The sequence below is a fragment of the Gillisella vitis genome, from assembly GCF_021559775.1.
GTDB classification, from domain to species: domain Bacteria; phylum Pseudomonadota; class Alphaproteobacteria; order Rhizobiales; family Rhizobiaceae; genus Allorhizobium; species Allorhizobium ampelinum.
Window position 1 is genome coordinate 27,800 of sequence record NZ_CP056050.1, and the last position, 17,924, is coordinate 45,723.

General features: G+C 57.7%; 10 protein-coding genes and 2 pseudogenes. 5 read left to right on the top strand and 7 right to left on the bottom strand.

Features of this window, described 5'->3' with window-relative positions; translation table 11 throughout:
* Positions 1-259: 259 nt before the first annotated feature.
* The 4 genes from AVCG78_RS24400 to AVCG78_RS24415 all read left to right on the top strand — a co-directional run bounded on the left by AVCG78_RS24400 (position 260) and on the right by AVCG78_RS24415 (position 6,783).
* The gene (locus AVCG78_RS24400; RefSeq protein ID WP_087730425.1) at positions 260-1,993 is read left to right on the top strand and encodes a gluzincin family metallopeptidase; all 1,734 of its coding nucleotides are present in this window, start codon (positions 260-262) and stop codon (positions 1,991-1,993) included.
* Complete coding sequence (locus AVCG78_RS24405) at positions 1,990-3,276, top strand: ComEC/Rec2 family competence protein (RefSeq protein ID WP_071585044.1); 1,287 nt, start codon at positions 1,990-1,992, stop codon at positions 3,274-3,276. The genes AVCG78_RS24400 and AVCG78_RS24405 overlap by 4 nt, the downstream gene beginning before the upstream one ends.
* Positions 3,273-4,406, top strand: coding sequence for a T6SS phospholipase effector Tle1-like catalytic domain-containing protein (locus AVCG78_RS24410; RefSeq protein ID WP_071585045.1), 1,134 nt, complete (start codon positions 3,273-3,275; stop codon positions 4,404-4,406). The genes AVCG78_RS24405 and AVCG78_RS24410 overlap by 4 nt, the downstream gene beginning before the upstream one ends.
* Positions 4,407-4,590: 184 nt before the next feature.
* Positions 4,591-6,783 (top strand): hypothetical protein, encoded by a 2,193-nt coding sequence (locus AVCG78_RS24415; RefSeq protein ID WP_071585046.1) that lies wholly within the window; start codon positions 4,591-4,593, stop codon positions 6,781-6,783.
* A gap of 183 nt (positions 6,784-6,966) precedes the next feature.
* On the opposite strand, the gene AVCG78_RS24420 is transcribed toward AVCG78_RS24415, so the two are convergent.
* On the bottom strand, positions 6,967-10,263 hold the full coding sequence (locus tag AVCG78_RS24420; protein WP_071585047.1) for a DEAD/DEAH box helicase: 3,297 nt from the start codon (positions 10,261-10,263) through the stop codon (positions 6,967-6,969).
* 163 nt (positions 10,264-10,426) lie between these two features.
* Here AVCG78_RS24420 and AVCG78_RS24425 point away from each other — a divergent pair, with 163 nt between their 5' ends.
* Positions 10,427-11,395, top strand: a complete 969-nt coding sequence (locus AVCG78_RS24425; protein ID WP_081355451.1) for a DUF2971 domain-containing protein — start codon at positions 10,427-10,429, stop codon at positions 11,393-11,395.
* A 223-nt stretch (positions 11,396-11,618) separates the two neighbouring features.
* Here AVCG78_RS24425 and AVCG78_RS24430 read toward each other — a convergent pair whose 3' ends face one another.
* The 6 genes and pseudogenes from AVCG78_RS24430 to AVCG78_RS24455 all read right to left on the bottom strand — a co-directional run bounded on the left by AVCG78_RS24430 (position 11,619) and on the right by AVCG78_RS24455 (position 17,920).
* A complete protein-coding gene (locus tag AVCG78_RS24430; protein ID WP_071585048.1) occupies positions 11,619-12,452 on the bottom strand; it encodes an IS5 family transposase in 834 nt (277 codons plus the stop codon).
* A 253-nt stretch (positions 12,453-12,705) separates the two neighbouring features.
* Positions 12,706-14,021, bottom strand: a pseudogene (locus AVCG78_RS27385) (M20 family metallopeptidase).
* The gene (locus AVCG78_RS24440) at positions 14,021-14,746 is read right to left on the bottom strand and encodes an ABC transporter permease (protein WP_071585049.1); all 726 of its coding nucleotides are present in this window, start codon (positions 14,744-14,746) and stop codon (positions 14,021-14,023) included. Before AVCG78_RS24440 ends, AVCG78_RS27385 begins: the two are co-directional and overlap by 1 nt.
* A complete protein-coding gene (locus AVCG78_RS24445) occupies positions 14,743-15,729 on the bottom strand; it encodes an ABC transporter permease (RefSeq protein WP_081355452.1) in 987 nt (328 codons plus the stop codon). Before AVCG78_RS24445 ends, AVCG78_RS24440 begins: the two co-directional genes overlap by 4 nt.
* Positions 15,730-15,737: 8 nt before the next feature.
* Positions 15,738-16,433 (bottom strand): annotated as a pseudogene (locus AVCG78_RS24450) (autoinducer 2 ABC transporter substrate-binding protein); the annotation flags it as partial.
* An 11-nt stretch (positions 16,434-16,444) separates the two neighbouring features.
* Positions 16,445-17,920 (bottom strand): aldehyde dehydrogenase family protein, encoded by a 1,476-nt coding sequence (locus AVCG78_RS24455; protein ID WP_071585051.1) that lies wholly within the window; start codon positions 17,918-17,920, stop codon positions 16,445-16,447.
* Positions 17,921-17,924 lie beyond the last annotated feature (4 nt).

The following is a 17,924-nucleotide window of genomic DNA, read 5'->3' on the forward strand; positions in this document are numbered from 1 at the left end:
CGAAACTCCATTGGTAGCGAAAGAGGCACTATACGTTGCGCGAGACATCGTTCGAAGATCCTCTTAAAGCGTTTACTTTTAAGCCTCGGTGCAGGATAGCATGGAAGGCAAGTGTTCGATCTGGTGTTGATGGGAGTATCCGGGACGAGTTCTCGGCCTCACCAAAAAGTCGTCGATAGCATTCGAATTACTTCGCCATATAGTTGCTTTCCGCAGTGATCTTCGCCATTTTACGTTTGCACCGCGTTGGGGGATACGCATGCGCAATGTCAAGGGGACACGCCATAGCCTCCGAAGCTCACGGAAGCTATCAATCATCGCACAGGATCCTTCAGTTAGGATTGATGGTCGAATCGTAACAGCGTCGATCGATGTGCCGGCCGAAGAGCTCTTATCCGGCCCGCGTGGCTATCGGGTCGCGGTCGTCGACTATGACGTGACCGCCAACGCCCTTTATCAGCCGGCAGACCTCCCGTCGGGGTTGGCAGGTGAATATCACGATCCTTTCGAGAACGCGTCGGATGAAACCCTTCTCTCCGATCCGCGCTTTCATGCCCAGAATGTCTATGCCATCGCCATGCGCATCCTGGCCCGTTTCGAATTCGCCCTTGGCCGCCGGGTCCAGTGGGGATGTGAGGGCCACCAGCTCAACGTTCTCCCGCATGCCTTCGCCGAACCGAACGCCTTTTATTCCCGCGACGATCGCTCGCTGTTTTTCGGCTATTTCGAAGGTTTCCCAGACAAAAACGGCGACACGCATACGGTTTTTTCGTGCCTTTCGCACGATGTCATCGCTCACGAGACAACCCATGCGATCCTGGACGGACTCCGATCGCGCTACCTCGAACCATCCTCACCTGACCAGGGCGCTTTTCACGAGGGGTTAGCCGACGTCGTTGCGCTGCTGTCCGTTTTCGCGCTTCCCGATGTCGTCGGGGCTGCACTCGATGGAGCGAGTGGCGGGCCTCTAATCGACCAAGAACTTCTTGCGAAAGACAAGCTTGCCAATTCGGTGCTTTTCCGCCTTGCAGACGAGATGGGACACGAAATGAGCGGGGTACGCGGCTCGGCGTTACGCCATTCCGTCACGCTGCCACCCGGCAAAGACTACATGGACGATCCCGAGTGGCGCGAGGTCCACAAACGCGGCGAACTCCTTGTTGCCGCCATGTTGCGATCATTCCTGGATATTTGGGTCAATCGCCTCAGCCGGGTCGGCACCATCGTTGATGGGAAAAAAGACCGATCACTCATCATCGAGGAAGGTGCACGCGCCGCGGACCACCTATTGACAATGGCCATTCGTGCCATCGACTACTGCCCGCCCGTCGACCTTTCCTTCTCCGACTATCTCTCGGCACTCTTGACCGTCGACCGGGAGGTCGTTCCCGATGACCGCTATGGCTATCGCGACGCGCTGCTTTCGAACTTTGCGGCCTTCGGCATCTCCCCCAGCAAGCGTTCCGACGTTGACGGCAGCTGGCTGCGCTGCAACGAGGAAATGATCTATAGCCGCACACATTTCGATTCCATGCTGCGCGACAACGAAGAGGTCTTTCGCTTCGTCTGGGAGAACCGGAAGGCTCTGGAAATTGGGGACATCGGCTATATCGAGGTGCAGTCGGTGCGCCCAAGCGTGAGAATTGCTCCGGATGGTTTCGTCTTGCGGGAAACGATCGCAGAATACGTTCAGGTCCTGACTGTAACCGCCGGGGAGCTTCGACAGGATTTCAAGGTTGACGTCCCCGAAGAAATCGAGTTCTGGCGCTCCCTGCGCCTGCTTGGCGGCGGCACGTTGGTTTTCGACGAGTATGGTCAGCTGAAGTATCAAATCGCCAATCACTTGATGAACGATCGATCCGACAAAAAGCGCCAGGGCGAACGCCTCACCTATCTTTGGAAACAAGGTTTTCTCGATAGGAAGAAGGACAGGGCCGGCTATTTCTCCGCCCTACATTTGGCGCGCAGTGGTGTGCAGGAGAAGGCGGGATGAAACCAAGCCGCGTAGTCATTACCTCCTATCAAGTAGGGTTCGGCGACTGCTTCCTGCTGTCGTTCGAATATCCGGTCGAAAAACGGCATGTTCTGATCGATTTCGGTTCAACCGGACTACCCGACGGCGTCCCGAAAAATCAGCTCGACCTGATTGCCGCCGACATCGCCAAACGGACGAAGAATCAAAGGCTGGCGATCGTCGCCACCCACCGCCACAAGGATCATATTTCTGGATTCACGACAAAAAAGCAGCGACCTTCTTCGGGAAAGACCATCGCCGACCTGAAGCCCGAACTGGTTCTGCAGCCTTGGACAGAAGACCCGAAGCTCGCGGTCGATGCCAAAGGCCCTTTGCCGCCAGGAGTGTCTCTCGCCGCCCACCACATTTCCTCGCTTGCAGCCATGCAGCAAGCCGCCGGGGCAATCTTCAGCGAGGTGAAACGGGTCCGCTATCTGTCGCCTTCATTGCGCCAAGAGCTGTCTTTCATGGGCGAGAACAATCTCGCCAACCGTGAAGCCGTCGAAAACCTGATGACCATGTCGGCGACCCGCGAATATGCGAAGGCAGGAGATAAGACGGCACTTGAGGATCTGCTTCCAGGTGTGAAGATCGACATCCTGGGGCCGCCCTCAATCGATCAGTCGGAAAAAATCACCAAGCAGCGCAGCCGCGACCAGGACGAATTCTGGCACCTGATGGCCAATGCCGCAGCCTCTCTCGGTCCGACCAAGGGGCAGAGGGTTGCGCCGCTCTTTCCCGATTTCACGGTGGAGCGGAGCGGGTCGCAATTTCCAATCGATGCGCGCTGGATCGTCAGTCAGGCGCGCCGCTTGCGGGCAGACCAGATGCTGCGTCTTGTCCGCATCCTTGACACGGCGCTCAACAATACCAGCCTGATATTGCTCTTTCGGTGCGGATCGAAGAGCCTGCTTTTTCCGGGCGACGCGCAGATCGAAAACTGGTCCTATGCGCTCAGTCAGCCGACTGTGCGTGAAAAGCTTAGAAAGGTCGATCTCTACAAGGTCGGCCACCACGGCAGCCTGAACGCCACGCCAAAATCGCTCTGGGAGCTGTTCGACCAGAAGTCCGATGATGACCATGCCGGCCGCCTTCAGACCTTGATGTCGACGATGGCGCACAAGCATGGCGACGAGGAGCGGCGCACCGAGGTTCCCCGTCAAACTTTAGTCCAAGCACTCGATCGGCAAAGCGACTTCTTTACAACGCAGAGCCTGAAGGAAAACGAGCTCTGCCACGAAACCGCGTTGGATTTTCCATGAACGAAATCTCCACCCCTTCTGCGGCAGAAGCGTTGGCAGGCGGCCGAAACCTCGTCGTGTGCTGTGACGGAACGTCAAACCAGTTCAGCGACGATCGCACTAATGTCGCCAAGCTTTGCCGTATCCTACGAAAGGATCGCGGGCGGCAACTTGTCTACTATCATCCTGGCGTCGGCACCAAGGCGCCGCCGGGATTTGTCACAGGCCTCGGTGCCAAGGTTGCGAAGCTCGCGGGGCTCGCCTTCGGCTACGGGCTGAAGCGCGACATCGTCGATGCTTATGTCTTCATCATGACGCATTTTCGACCGGGCGATAAGCTCTTCGTCTTCGGTTTCAGTCGAGGCGCCTACACGGCGCGGGCCCTGGTCGCCCTGATCAAGATGTACGGCCTTCTGATGCCTGGAAATGACGCCATGGTTCCCTATCTCGTGGACATGTTTTGGGCGATCGACAAGGCGCGCGACAACAGCGAGCGGCGTGACGCCTATTTCAAGCTCGCCGCAGAATTCAAGTCCGAGCTTGCGACGCGGGACTGCAAGCCACATTTCGTCGGTGTCTGGGATACCGTCAGTTCTGTCGGATGGATCGGATCGCCCACGGCATTGCCTTACACGCATGACAATCCCGATATCGCGGTACTTCGTCACGCCGTCGCGCTGGATGAGCGACGCGCATTCTTCCGCACCAATCTCGCTGCGACGCCCAGCGGTCAAGATGTCCGACAGATCTGGTTTGCGGGCGCCCATGGCGATGTCGGCGGTGGTTATCTCGAGGCCCAAAGCGGGCTGTCGCGTATCGCCTTGCTCTGGATGCTAGAAGAAGCACAAGCGCATGATCTGATCATAGAAGACGCAGCCAAGGCCGACGTTGTCCATCAGATTGCAGTCGATCTGGAAGGCCGCGCGCTAACGGTCCACAACTCGCTGACCTGGAAATGGTGGGCTGCCGAATATGTGCCGAAGCTCCGTTACGATTCCTCCACTGGTCGCAAATATTGGAGCTTTAAACCCTTCAGCCGTCGAAACCCGGGCCCGAACCCGATCCTGCATGACAGCGTTTGGACACTTCCAAACCACCCAATCCCGCCCGGGGCGCGAAAAGCATCCGAGATTTGGCCGCCTGGCACTTAGCGATCCTCAATCGGGCCGATCGCAAGCATTGCCGTCGGCAGCTCATAGAAGTGGCAAAACGTAGACCAGGGGGCTAAACTACCGTCGGTTTTTACGCCGGCTTATCTGAACCAGCGGCCTCTCACGGGAGAGGCTCGCTGGTGGCTTTTTGAAGGAATCATCATCAACGGCGTGAGGTCTGTGCATGCGGACGGATTATCGGCTCCATGAAATCGACAACGGCGAGTTCGAGACGCTCATCCTTCGCATTTGCACAAAATGGTTTGGTGCGGCGGTAACTCCTTTTGCCGCCGGCAAGGATGGCGGCAGGGACGGCAAGTTTTTCGGGACGGCCTCGAGCTTTCCCAGCGCGGCGGCGCCCTTCGCGGGACATTTCGTTTTTCAGGCAAAACATGTGGCTGCGGCCGACCGGTCCTGCTCGGATCGCGACTTCGAACTGCTTCTGAAAAAGGAACATCCCAAGATCAAGCGGCTGATCGCGCTTGGAATCTGCGATCACTATGTCGTTTTCACCAATCGAAAATATTCGGCCGGAGCCGACGAGAAGCTCGTCCGCGAACTGCTTGAGCTTGGGCTCGTCTCAGTCACGATCGTCGGGTTGGAGCGGCTTTCGCTGGCGCTCGATGAGCATCCCGACATCCGAGATCAATTATCCAACCACAAAGTCTCGAATGCGGAGCTGAAAGCCATCTCCGCCACTTTGGCATCGATCATGGCGGCGGCGCCCTCCATCGAACGGGCATTGATCGCCAAAACGCCAACCGCCGCTCTCCATCGTGAAATTGCCGCGTTGGTGGGCAGCAATCCCGATGCACCAATCGATGAGCTCCTGGATCGGACCTTGACCTTCGCTGGAAATTACAAGGTGCTGCAGGACGAGATTGGGCGGTTTCGCATCACAAACAAACGCGCAAAGGAGTTGGTGGCTGAAGCACAAACCGCTCTTGGCGCGGGAGACCTTCCCCGTGCTCGAAGCCTGTTTCTGGCAGCCATTGAGGATCGGCGGCTGACGATCGAGGAGGCGGTCGCCGAATATGCGGATCTTCAATTCGGTTATGGCAAGGCAAGCCTCCTCGACAGGGATTGGCGAGCCGCCGATGCTGCCTTCAAAAAGGCTGCTGAGTACGCCTCATTGGAAAACAGGGCCAACGGTCTGGCGGTCCAGCTGCACTTTGCGGATCAACTGCTCCTCATGAGTGAGCTGTTCTCCGATCTGGCACCGCTGCGGCACTCGATCGAACTGGCTTGGAGCGTTCTCACCGCGTCGGACCCGGGTGAGTTCGGCGCCACATTCTCCTTCAAAACGGTCGACGTTCTCCAACGCGCATATTCCGCGCTGTCGCGACGGACGACATCGAAGGAGTCATTGAAGGGCCTGCGCTCCGCGATCACGCTCTGCCAACGATTTCTCGAGATCGAGTGCCAATGTCTGCCAACTGACGAAAGACGAAAATTCGCGATGAATCTCGCGACTGCGCTCACCAATTACGGTGAGCGAGACGCTGGTAAAACCGGAAATCGTGCTTTGGCCGAAGCGGTCGCGCTCCTCGATGACATTGCCACCGATGATACGAGGATGGTGGGGAGCATTGGCCTTGACGTTTATCATGGGAGGGGATGTGCGCTCAAGTTGCTCGCTGAGCGTTCGAAGGGGAAGGTCGCTGCCCGGTACTTCAAGGCTGCAGCAGAAGCGTTCGAGACCGCAAGCAATATGTACGAAGCTGGATCTGATGATTGGTGTACGGCAAAATCTAATCTCGGGATCGTACTTTGGTCGCATGCGCAAAATCTGGATGACCAGCAAGCCATTCCGATCTTGAGGAAGGCCCTCGAGCTGCACCAGGCGGCGCTTGCAGCAACATCATTCGAGGGCGCTCCGTCTCAATGGGCCTGGATGAAGCACAATCTTGCCGCAACACGAACCGACCTCGGAGAAAGGTCAGGGGCCGCCGGCCTCTCTGCGCTTGAGCAGGCTCACTGCGAAATCGAAGAGGCGATCGCAATCAACGGCGGCGACCGGGAATCACTTCAGGCGATATCGGCGTTTATTCTACGGGCCTATATCGTTGCGTTTCAAGCGTTTTACCTGCGATCGCCTGCAGCCATAGATCGATTGGAAAACGAGGAAAATTTCTTGGAATCTCTTCTCCAGTACATTGATGATGACGCCTTCATCTCAGCTAATCTGCGAAGCTCGATCACCGAAATGCAAATCCTTCGCGCGGTGGCGACAATACTCGGAGACAATCGGCATGGAGACGATGTCCTGGCGATCGCCACTACAGAGTTGGCTGCCCGCGGAACGACGCTCAATGCTTTCCCATCCTTTTTGACTCGCCTACTCTTGCGATCCAGCGCTCGTGTCGCCGCTGCATAGCTTCTACCGGGATTGAGTGCCGAAAAATATCGCAGAGCGGCCGTTGAACACTCATCTCAGGAAACTTTCGACCCCTATTGTCATGTTTGTTTGGATCAAGACCATCGCCGCGACCGCGTTGAGGCGCAGCGAGATGAGAGGCTGTTTGGATTACTTCTCAGTCGCAATCAACAGAAGGCAGCTTTAGGGCGAGAGCACGACGCGGAATCTCGCCTGCGTAGTCTTCAGCAGGTACAGTTCCGTCGTTGCCAAGAGCCGCAGGGCGTCATCCGTGATCGAAGCGACCGAGCCTCCCGGCTGCACGAGAACCATCTCAAAATCGAGTTTCGCGCGGCGCGACTTTTCCTTGAAATACGAGAGGTCCTTCATGTTGCCCTTGAGGAAACGGCTATAACCCTCGCGGCCCCAGATTTCGTGACGCCTTTTCAAGTCTTGGCAGAGCGTCGGAAGCCCGGCGTGCTTTGCGGTTATGCTCTTCTGCGCCTGACCGCAGACGACATAGAAATTCCGAATATCCTGGGACACACGACCCTCGTGCGCACCCTTGCAGTGGACAAGGCATAAGCGAATGGTGGCGTCATCGACATCCTTGAGGCAAACAAGGTCAGCAGCTTCGCCCGCGCCGTCGTCGTTGAAGATAACGTCGAATTCACCCTTGATCTGCTCGAACGTCCGGAATTGGATTGTCTGCTGATCGCCAATCTTGTGCATCGACTCCTTGTTCAGTTCGATGCCATCCCAGTTCCAGGCTTCGAGTTTCTCCCGCTGGTAAAGCCCTGCGTCGAGCTTCACCGGAATGTGGTAGCAGTTGTAGGAATACGTGCCGTCCGAATAGCGAACGATGAACGGATCCTTCTGGAGGTATTCGTCCAACGCAATTGCTGGCTGCGTACCGTATCGGAAGAAGACGGTCGGGCCAGATAGGTGATCGTGGCGGTAACCACCGGGGATTTCGTCGCTGATGACGAGCCTGTATTCGGAGGTTGCCTCGTCACACTCGATGCGAAAGACTATCTCGCCATCCGGGCCGACATCGCCTAGATTCAAGTCTACAGCGAAGACCGGGGCCTCCAAGGACCCGAATATGACATACGGCTTGTCATTGAAGCGAGTTTGCGCCTGTTCACCCCATTGGGCTGCTATCGGCCACGCCGCGTGTGGTTTCGTCATTCTTTCCGGACGCAAGAAATCGCGGACGATGTTGCTGTCGCTCTCGACGTCAGATGTAACCTTTGCCCACGTTGCCGAGGTCCATTCGATCCAGTCGGATATCGATCCGGCCTTCTGCTGCCAGACTTTGCCGCGCCGCTGGGTTCCTCCCCAAAGAACACGCTCACCGTCCTCGTATCCGAGACAAGCAAGGTTGTTTAGGGAAGATTCGGCCTTCTCAATGCTGGCGAGCCCTTCCGTGACGTTGGGACCAAAATACGAGGTGAAGCTGATCGCGCCAATGCGTGATGAACCCAGGCTCTTCACCAACGGGAGTTCGACGTTGTTGAGGATGTTGAAGATCGGAGTTCCTGAAACCAGAGTTGTGTCGTCGTCCGTGACGGCCCTCGCAAGCTTCTCGGATCGCAACACATCGTAGTCGCTTGCGAACAGGCAGAGAGAGCCTGCGACCTTATCCCACCTGACAATTAGCAGGTCATAGATCGTGTCGAACACATTCTGGTAGTTGCCCCAGGAGACATCGCTTGACCGGCAAACGACGGCAACGAGTACGTTGTTGTGCTCACTCAAGGCGTACCAGGTCTCGGACCCTTTCGGGAGCACTGACTCGAAGGCCAGTGGACTCCATTCGGCGCATTTCGTCCGAAAGAGCTGCGCCGAAAGTGCTGGCCGGAGGTTCCAGAGCGAAAGATTCGAATGGAGATTGCCCGTTTCCTTGAGCGCGAGAACGACGTCTTGGAGCCGCAGCTCTTGGTCAATCCTGTCCTCGCTCAACCGCTTGATGATGTGATCCCAGTCGGCGCCTTCGGCATAGAGGTCGGCAAGCTTCGCCTCCGCATCGGGATCGGCGATGTTTATCACGACCGTGGCCTCACCGATCTTCTCCTTGGGTCCTTTGCGGGTAAAGCGACCGATGAACTGCAGGGTCACGGCGAGTGACTTATGTGTGTCGTGGAGTGCGGCGACCTTCAGGTAAGGCAGGTCGAAGCCTTCCCCCAGCATGTCTACGCAGATCGCGATCCTCGCGCCGTCGGCTCCGCGATTGAATAGCTGGTTCATGGCCTCTCGATTGGCGACTGTGCGTCCGGGGCCGGAGTAAACGATCACCGGTTTCAGATCCGGTGCAAGACGTTGGTAGATGCGGCCAACGGCTTCCGCGCGATCCTTGGAGGATGTTCGCGCCATCATCAGATGATCGAGCTTCAGGTCGTCCCGATCGTGTCGGAGCGCGGCGATCGCTTCCTTGGCGATAGCGATGTCGCGCGCCTCTTCGTCACTATATTCTTCGATCGTCCTCAGATTGATGGGCCGATAGTAGTCGGCGGCTTGCGCGTCCCCGAGCTTGTAGTTGAAGATGATCTTGCCATCGATGCGCTTGCCATCGCGACGAAATGGCGTGGCTGTGAATTGAAGAATCCTTTTTTCCGCAAAATGCTCGCGGACGCCATTCCACGTTTTCGCAGTGATGTGATGGGCCTCGTCAACGATCAGATCGGAGCATGCCTCCGCCAGTCGGCGGACTATGGCCGGATCTGAGGCCTCCAGGACATTCGGCAGAGCTACGATGACGTTCGCATTACGAACGATCGAATCCAAATCTTCCATGGATCGAATGCCCGTGGTGATCACCGCGACGCGTGGCTTGGCAAGCTCGTGGCCGACCACCTGTGCATCGGGCAGAACGCCGAGACCTATGAACTTGCGGGCGATCTGGCTCCGGAGTGTATCGCTTGGCACCAGAACGAGTGTGCGGCCGAGGCGACGATATACGAGCGTTGCAAGCATCGTCTCAGTCTTGCCAGTACCAGTTGGAAGGACGACGGTCGCTGGTTCGAAGTGCATTCCGACCGCAAAGTGGGCTGAGATCGCGTGTAAGGCCCCAATCTGCGGGATTCTTAGGCCAGGCAGATCATGCTCCTCGTCTTCGGTTCGAAAGTCAAATCCGTTGGCCCAGGAACTTATGACCTTTTCCGGCGTATCGGCATAAGTCGCCAGGTCTCCAAACGAATCCCATTGGATCTCGAATTCCTTAGGAAGAGCGCTGGGATCATCTGCACCTAGCGCGACCACTACCGGAAGAATTGTCTCTATCCGGCGTGCCCCCTTATGGCGAAGAAGTATCTCGCGGTAGGGCGGATCGAGCTTCGTCACGATGATGTCGTGGCCTTTGAACTCCGAAGGCGAGATCTCAGCTCGCGTTCGCGCACCGCCGAACACGAGCTGGAAGACGCGATTTCCTCCGATCTTCAAGATGCGTTCGGGAAGTGCCGGGAGGTCGAGTATGCCGCGCCACGTAGCAAATAAGCTCATGTCGACTTTCGGTAGGTTGAGTGATGGATCGTTGATGCGATTACTGATCGCAGGAAAGATGATATCGAATAGTCGCCGTATCAAGTATTACGGCAATTTTTGCGCGAGTAATTAACAGAAATCGTCTAGTCGCTTCGGCGACCTCTTTTGCAGCAGCATCGCCTTGGATATCAAGGCTGAGGAACATGAGGCGGCTTACCTGATGAAACTGATCTTTAAATATTTTTCCGAGGGCGTTGTCGAACACGTTTTCGTTCGGGAAGACCATGTCGGCTTCAAGTGCAGCTTGCCAAAAGAGTACAACGATCCATTTGAACTTTTCCTTGGCGTTGACCTTGAACAAAGATCTGACCTCCTGGCGACGTACAGTGAAGTGGTCCAAGAAATCCCGTCGCTGTTGACCACCTGCTTCTCTGAATCACCCGTCGTGACCCCAATGTGGGCACACTATGGAAACAATCACAAAGGATTCGTGATCGGATTCGACGTTGCCGAATTGCAAGAGATTTACCCGGACCTCCTAATTCGCGAGATTTCATATCGAGAGCGACCGAGTGAGACACTAATCTCGTTCGCGCGGATGGCGGCGCACCGGAAAAAGCCGAGAGACGCGATGGCCCTCCGTAGCGCCGTCATTTATCAAGCTTATTTTTCGAAGTATCTGGAATGGAGCTACGAGCAGGAAGTGCGCGCCGTAAATATCGACGAGTATGTCGAGGACGTGAACGGCAATAGGATTCTCTATGTCCCTAAAAAATGCGTCGCGGCAATAATCTCCGGAGCCAAGTCTTCCCCGCAGACGATTGATGTTCTTCAAGAGGCTGCACAGGAACTTGGTGCCGAATTTTTTGTCGCAAAAATAGGTCGCAGCTATCCAGCACCTTATCTGATTACAAGCGGAGATGGCCGCAGAGTGTTTGCGGGCGGGGAGATAGCCCCTCCGATTGCGGAATGTGCTGAATGCGCGGAGCCGCTGAGAGAAAAGGGAGATCTGTGCCCGTGGTGTTCTATTGACGACGCTCAACGGTTAGAGGCCGCCTCAAACAATCCTTTCAGGATCTTGGATCATTATGGGCTGCTTGAGGAGTATATTGATGGATATCCTGCAAGGCCACCGAAACCCTATGAGTAAACTAATGATCTATCGAGAGAGCGATGGCTGTCGGGTTCGATATCTCATAGGAGTGGGGCATGCCGAGGCTTCGTCGGCTAGGGAAGCCATAAAGCTCGCTCACAGCCGCCGACGTCGATTGCCGGTTGACCTCCTCGCTTACGAAGCTCTAATCATATAAATAGACATTGACAGCATCTTTCATCAAAATTTTCAGCGCCTTAGAGCCTGACTCAAAAAGAACTCAATAGACATAGTACCTTGCGAGCCTGCGGGTGAGAATTCGGATGTGGGCGACGAGCATCCAGGCTTCAGCGGAAGCGATTGATTTCTCCCAATCCTTGGCCAATCGCCTGCATCTACCAAGCCAGGCGAAGGTGCGCTCCACGACCCAGCGACGTGGCAACACTTCGAAGCCCTTTGCCGTGTCTGCTCGCTTGACGATCTGCAAGGTGAACTTCGCGACCTTGCGCAATGCGACCCGCAGTTTCGGACCGGCATAGCCGCCGTCAGCAAAGATATGCCTGAGCCACGGCCAGCGCCTGAGGATGGTTTTGAGAGCCGCCGCTGCACCATCGCCGTCTTGAATGTCAGCACTGTGAACAACGAGCCCCACCATCAAGCCAAGCGTGTCGACGACGATATGGCGCTTGCGGCCCTTAATCTTCTTGCCCGCGTCATAGCCCGCAATCCCTCCGCTTTCAGTGGTTTTGACACTCTGACTGTCGATCACCCCTGCAGTTGGTGAGGCTTCCTTTCCTTCCAGCTCTCGCGTCTCCATAACGAGATGATGGTTAATCCGCAGCCACAAGCCAGTCGCTCGCCACTCGTAGAAATAACCCTGCACGGTTGAATAGGGCGGAAAATCCTTCGGTAGCATCCGCCATTGGCATCCGGTCGATGCGATATAAAGCAGCGCGTTCAGAACTTCGCGCAATTCCGTCTTGCGGGGCCGACCGAGCCTGCTTGGCATCGGCATAAACGCAACGATCAGCGACCACTCCGTGTCCGTCAGATCACTTGCGTAACGCCCTGTCCGTCGGCCATATTGGCGACGGGTGAAATCAGTCCAGCCCATTGCGGTCTCCATCGAATCCTAAGCAAATCCGAAGGAACCACAACTGGCTGATTTCACTCAACTCTTTTTCGGTCAGGCTCTAAGCGCTACGAGATTTACCGGGTCCTCGGTTCAAATCCCTTCAAGGCGACAGAATGCCTACAGGCCGACAACAAGCATAAGCCTGATACACGCTGTATTGAATGGTCGCCATTGCAGAAAACAAGGCTGCGGCTTCGTTAAATCCATTGGACTTTATCGAAGCCGCTGATACCTAACGGCACCATTTCTCGACGGCAAGCGCGATCGCTTTGGTGCAATCAACAAGATCGCGCACCGAGACGCGCTCGTTGGGCTGATGTGCTTGTGCCGGATCACCCGGTCCAAAGTTCACGGTCGGTGTTTTACCCAGACCTGTCGGCAACCCGATGTCGCTATGAGCTCCGAAGCCGCTCAAAACAGGTGACAGGTCTGCTTCGTTAACGGCGGTCTGGAAGATGCCGACGAAGGGATTGTCCGACGGGATTTCGGCGCAGTCGGCGTCAAGGATCCATTCGATGCGGGCAGGGTGCGCACGCAGATAGGGATCGGTTTGGCAAACATGGGCGATCTGCTCTTCGATCTCGCGCTTGACATGACCGCCGAGCTTGAATTCGTCGTGCTCGCTCGGCAGGTACCGCGCGTCGACGATGATTTCGCCGCGGCCCGCCTTGAAGACGGGTGTTCGCCGGCGCTCATCTGGGTGGCGATAATCTGGTTAGGCAGGTACATCAGCGGATGGTTCTTCTTCGGATCGATCATCCAGCGGCGATTGAGAATGTCGATGCCGTCGAAAATCTGTCGGCAGAGCTGTACGGCGTCGGCCGGGCCGCTTGTATACTAGGCGTTCGGAGTCAGTTCCGCATGGCCGCCGATGCCATCGATGATGATTTTTCCCCACAGAATGCGGTGGCAAAGCGGGGCGATTTGTTGGCGGTCGGCTCGGTCATGATGCTGGCATCGGCATGGAAGCCGCGATCGACCATGGCCAGCGACCCCACTTCGCCGATTTCCCTCATCGACGAACGTAGTGAAGACGACATCCCCCGACAGCGGGATATCGAGTTCCTTGAGAATCTCGACGGCCATCAGCATGCAGGCGACGCCGCCCTTCATGTCGACCGTGCCGCGGCCGTGCAGGAAGCCGTCCTTGAGAACCGGCTCGAACGGATCGGTGGTCCAGTGTTCGGCAGCACCCGGCGGCACGACGTCAATATGGCCGGTCAGCATGATCGAGCGCCCGCCACCGGTGCCTTTCAAGGTGCCGCCGAGATTCGGACGGCCCTCGAATGTCCGGCCCTTGTTGGCGCCGGCGCGGCCTTTGTACTTCTCATAGAGCGCCGGACCGTCCGGATCCCAGAGGTCGGTTGTGAAGCCGAGCGTCTCTAGTCGCTTCTGCAGATAGAGCTGGCAGTCGCGTTCGCCCGGGCCGGCGTCTTTGGGGTTCGATTTGACGATCGATGGAAAGGCGACGAGGTCGCTCAGCGTCTTGACGATGCGATCGGCATTCGCCTCAACGCGCGCGGCAATGGTCTCTTCGATGGACGGCATTATGATCTCCAACGTTGGGATAGTCGGTCGGCGAGAAGGACGAAAACCAGCAGGGCGCCGACAATTCCCACCTGCCAAACCGTATTGATGTTGAGCTGCAGAAGACCGGTCTTCAGTGTCACCAGCAAGAGCACGGCTGCAAACACGCCGCCGACGCCGCCGAGCATCGCTGCCGTCAGCGATTCCAGCTCGAGGTTCTGGCCGATATTCGGCCGGCCGCTGCCGAGCCAGGCAATCGACACCAGGCCTGCGGCCCCGGCAAGCGCGCCGCTGAGGGTATAGAGGATGAAGCGCACGCGGCCGACCGGGATGCCGACCAGCCTGGCCGAACGTTCATTGAAGCCCATCGCATAGATCCAGCGGCCCCAGGCGGTCGAGATCAGCACGACGCCGGCGATGGCAAAACAGGGAATGGCAAGCGTCAGGAAAGGTACCGGAATGCCGAAGGCGACACCGCGGCCCCAGACCAGCAGCCATGCCGGCACGCCGGATTGCGCCGCGCCGCCGACCGACAGGTCAATGCCGGCGCCGCCGGCCATGATGACCAGGCCCTGTCCGAGAGCGACCAAGGCGAGAATCGTCGAGAATTGCAGGATGGTGGTTACTGTCCCGAGATTGTAGGCCGCAGGCCTGAGCACCAGCAGGCCGACGATGACCACCAGCCATAGCACGCAGAGCAAAGTGAGGATCAGGGCAGGACCCCGGAGGTTCTTCAGCGTCTTCATGCGCGAGCTCGCAGGAGTTGTGCTAGCGGCAGCCGGTTGGACAGGGCTTCGAAGCCAAGCACGGCGATGATCAGGACGCCGGTGACGACGGGTTGCCAGAGGGAAGGAACGCCGATCAGCAGCAGCCCGTTTTGCAGAATTCTGAGCAGCAGCACCCCGAAGATGGTGCCGACCAAGCTGCACTTGCCGCCCAAGATACTGGTGCCGCCAAGGATCACCGCGGCGATGGCATCGAGGGCCAGCGTGCTGCCGATAGTCATTTCGACGTTACGGTAGGTGGCAACATAGAAGGTGGCGGCGATGCCGGTTAGGATGCCGCTGATGATGAAGGTCATGAAGCGCACCTTAACGACAGGGATGCCAGACAGCCGCGCCTTCTCCTCCGAATTGCCGATCGCCAGCAGATAGAGGCCATAAGGCGTCCGCCGCAGGGCCAGCCAGACGAGGAGATAGGCAAAGGCAATGACGACGGCGGAGATGGGAATGCCGAGTACGGTGGCTCCAAGCAGATTCGTCAGGGTAGGTGGCAGTCCCGACAGCCACTGACCGCCGAGCAGGACGAAGACGCCGGTGCGGTAGACGCCGAGGAGACCGAGCGTGCCGACAATCGCCGGAACGCGGCCGAGGACAACGACGGCAGCCGTGACGCAGCCGAGCAGCGCACCAACGATCGGGCCGATAACAAGTGTCACGGCGGGGTTGGCGCCAATCCCAAGCAGCCGGCCGATGGCGATCGCCGCTAGGCCCATGACGATGCCGATCGACACGTCGATGCCGCCCATGGCCAGCAGCAGCGTCATGCCGAGGCCGATCAACAGCAGCTCGACGCTGTTGCGCAGCACGGTCGCCGCATTGCCGAATGTCGCGTAATAGGGGGATGCGACAGAAAAGATGATGATTGACAGGATACAGGCGGCAAGCAGAGACCATTCCCGCCCGTTCATGGAGAAGATACCGTTTCCAGTCTGTCGCATCGCTTTCATGTCAGGGCTCAGAAGTTGAACTTGTCGACATTGTCGGCCGTGAACACCGCCGGCGGACCGAGCAACAGGATACCCTTGGCGGCATCATACTTGACGGGTGCATCGAAGCTCGGAACTTTGTTTTCCGCTTCGAAGACCTTGCCGTCGATCAACTGCTTGCCGGCCCAGACTGTCAGGTAACCGCGCTTTTCCGGATCCCAGAGGACGGTGAAGCCGAAGGCGCCGCTCTTGATGTAGGACCGCGCCGTATTCGGGCTGCAGTAGCCGGCGCCGATGACAGAGCCGATCTTGCCGGCCGTTTCGATCGCTTGGGCGACGCCCGGGCAGGTCGAGGAAGCAACGGCGATGATCGCCTTGATGTTCGGATTGGCGGCCATAAGGTCGCCGGAGATCTGCGCGGCGCGCTCGGCCGTGCCGCCGGCATATTGCGGTGGCAGCAGTTTCAGTTTCGGATATTTGGCAGCGGCTTACTTCTGCATGAAGCCGATCCAAGCATTGAGATTGGAGGCCGTCGCTTCGCCCGAGACGATACCAATCGTCGCATCCTCGCCGACCCGCTTGACCAGTTCGTCGACGATCGTCGTGCCGAGGCCTTCGTCAGTTGCCTGGGCGACATAGACGGCGCGGCCGCTGTCCGGGGCATCACTGTCGCTGGTGAACAGCTTGATACCCTTGGCCTTGGCGCTTTCGACCACCGGATTTATGAGAGCTTCTCTCAGCCGTTCTGCATCACCACCGCCTTGGTATGCAGATAATCTTCGACATGCTGTGTGCTGGATTCCCTCCCGTAGCCGCTCATTTTATAGCCACCGAATGGGATGACAGGGTCGAGCGCGCCGTAGCAGTTGATCCATACGGTGCCGGAACGAATGGCCTTCGCCATGACGTGGGCCCTGGCGCCGTCGCGGGTCCACACGCCGCTTCCAAGGCCATATACGGTGCTATTGGCGATGCGGATTGCATCCTCCTGGCTGTCGAATGGAATGGCGGTGACAACCGGGCCGAAGATCTCCTCCTGGGCGACGCGCATCTCGAAGCCGACATTGCTGAGAACGGTTGGCTGGATGAAATATCCGCCGGCAAGCGCGCCTTCCGTCATCTGTTCGCCGCCAGCAGAAACAGCAGCACCTTCGCCGATGCCGATATCGATATAGGAGCGAACGCGATCCATCTGTCTGGCGGACACGACCGGCCCGATCTGGGTGGCGGTATCCATGCCGTTGCCGACGCGAAGCGACTTTGCAAAGACCGAGACACGCTCGACGAAATCGTCATAGATCGTTCGCTCGACCAGCAATCGCGATCCGGCGCTGCAGATCTGACCACTATTGCCAAATATGCCCATCGCGGTGCCTGGAACGGCCTTGTCGAGGTCGGCGTCGGCAAAGACGATATCCGGCGACTTGCCGCCAAGCTCGAGCATCAGCCGCTTGATGTTGCCTTTCGATGCCTCGATGACCTTGCGGCCCGTGACATCCGATCCCGTAAATGCCACTTTGTCGACATCCAAATGAGCCGCCAGTGCGGCGCCCGCCGTATGGCCGAAGCCCGGCACGACATTGATGACGCCGGGCGGGATGCCGGCTTCAAGCGCCAGTTCACCCAGCCGCAGCGCCGTCAGCGGCGCCTCTTCGGAGGGCTTCAAGACCATTGTACAGCCGGTGGCCAGCACGGGCCCGATCTTCCAGATCGTCGAGGTCAAAGGGGCATTCCACGGCGTGATCGCACCGACGACGCCGACCGGTTCCTTCAGGGTGTAGCTGAAGACGTCGCCCGGCAGTGAGTTCGGCAAGGTGCCGCCCTGAATGACCGTACACATGCCGGCGTAGAACCTGAGCATGCCTATCGCCCGCTGCCGGCGTCCGCGTGTGAAACTGATCGGCGCGCCCATGTCGAGCGTGTCGAGAAGGCTGAATTCCTCGAAGTGCTGGTCGATGAGGTCAGCAAACTTCAGAATGCATTCCTGCCGCTGAAAAGGCGTGAATTTGCTCCAAGGCCCTTCGAAGGCGCGCCGGGCGGCAGCGACAGCGAGATCGATATCGCGTGCGTCGCCTTCAGAAATGGTCGCGAGCAATTCGCCGGTAGCGGGATTGCGGGTCTCGAACGTCCGGCCATCGACGGCATCGACGAGCCGACCGTCAATGATCAACTTCTTTACGGAATTGAGCAGTCCCAAGTCGTGATGGGTCATGGAT

Excerpts from the sequence above, each read along its gene's own strand:
- AVCG78_RS24400 (WP_087730425.1), top strand. The coding sequence starts at position 260 with ATGCGCAATGTCAAGGGGACACGCCATAGCCTCCGAAGCTCACGGAAG.
- AVCG78_RS24405 (WP_071585044.1), top strand. The coding sequence starts at position 1,990 with ATGAAACCAAGCCGCGTAGTCATTACCTCCTATCAAGTAGGGTTCGGC.
- AVCG78_RS24410 (WP_071585045.1), top strand. The coding sequence starts at position 3,273 with ATGAACGAAATCTCCACCCCTTCTGCGGCAGAAGCGTTGGCAGGCGGC.
- AVCG78_RS24415 (WP_071585046.1), top strand. The coding sequence starts at position 4,591 with ATGCGGACGGATTATCGGCTCCATGAAATCGACAACGGCGAGTTCGAG.
- AVCG78_RS24420 (WP_071585047.1), bottom strand. The coding sequence starts at position 10,263 with ATGAGCTTATTTGCTACGTGGCGCGGCATACTCGACCTCCCGGCACTT.
- AVCG78_RS24430 (WP_071585048.1), bottom strand. The coding sequence starts at position 12,452 with ATGGGCTGGACTGATTTCACCCGTCGCCAATATGGCCGACGGACAGGG.
- AVCG78_RS24440 (WP_071585049.1), bottom strand. The coding sequence starts at position 14,746 with ATGAAGACGCTGAAGAACCTCCGGGGTCCTGCCCTGATCCTCACTTTG.
- AVCG78_RS24445 (WP_081355452.1), bottom strand. The coding sequence starts at position 15,729 with ATGAAAGCGATGCGACAGACTGGAAACGGTATCTTCTCCATGAACGGG.
- AVCG78_RS24455 (WP_071585051.1), bottom strand. The coding sequence starts at position 17,920 with ATGACCCATCACGACTTGGGACTGCTCAATTCCGTAAAGAAGTTGATC.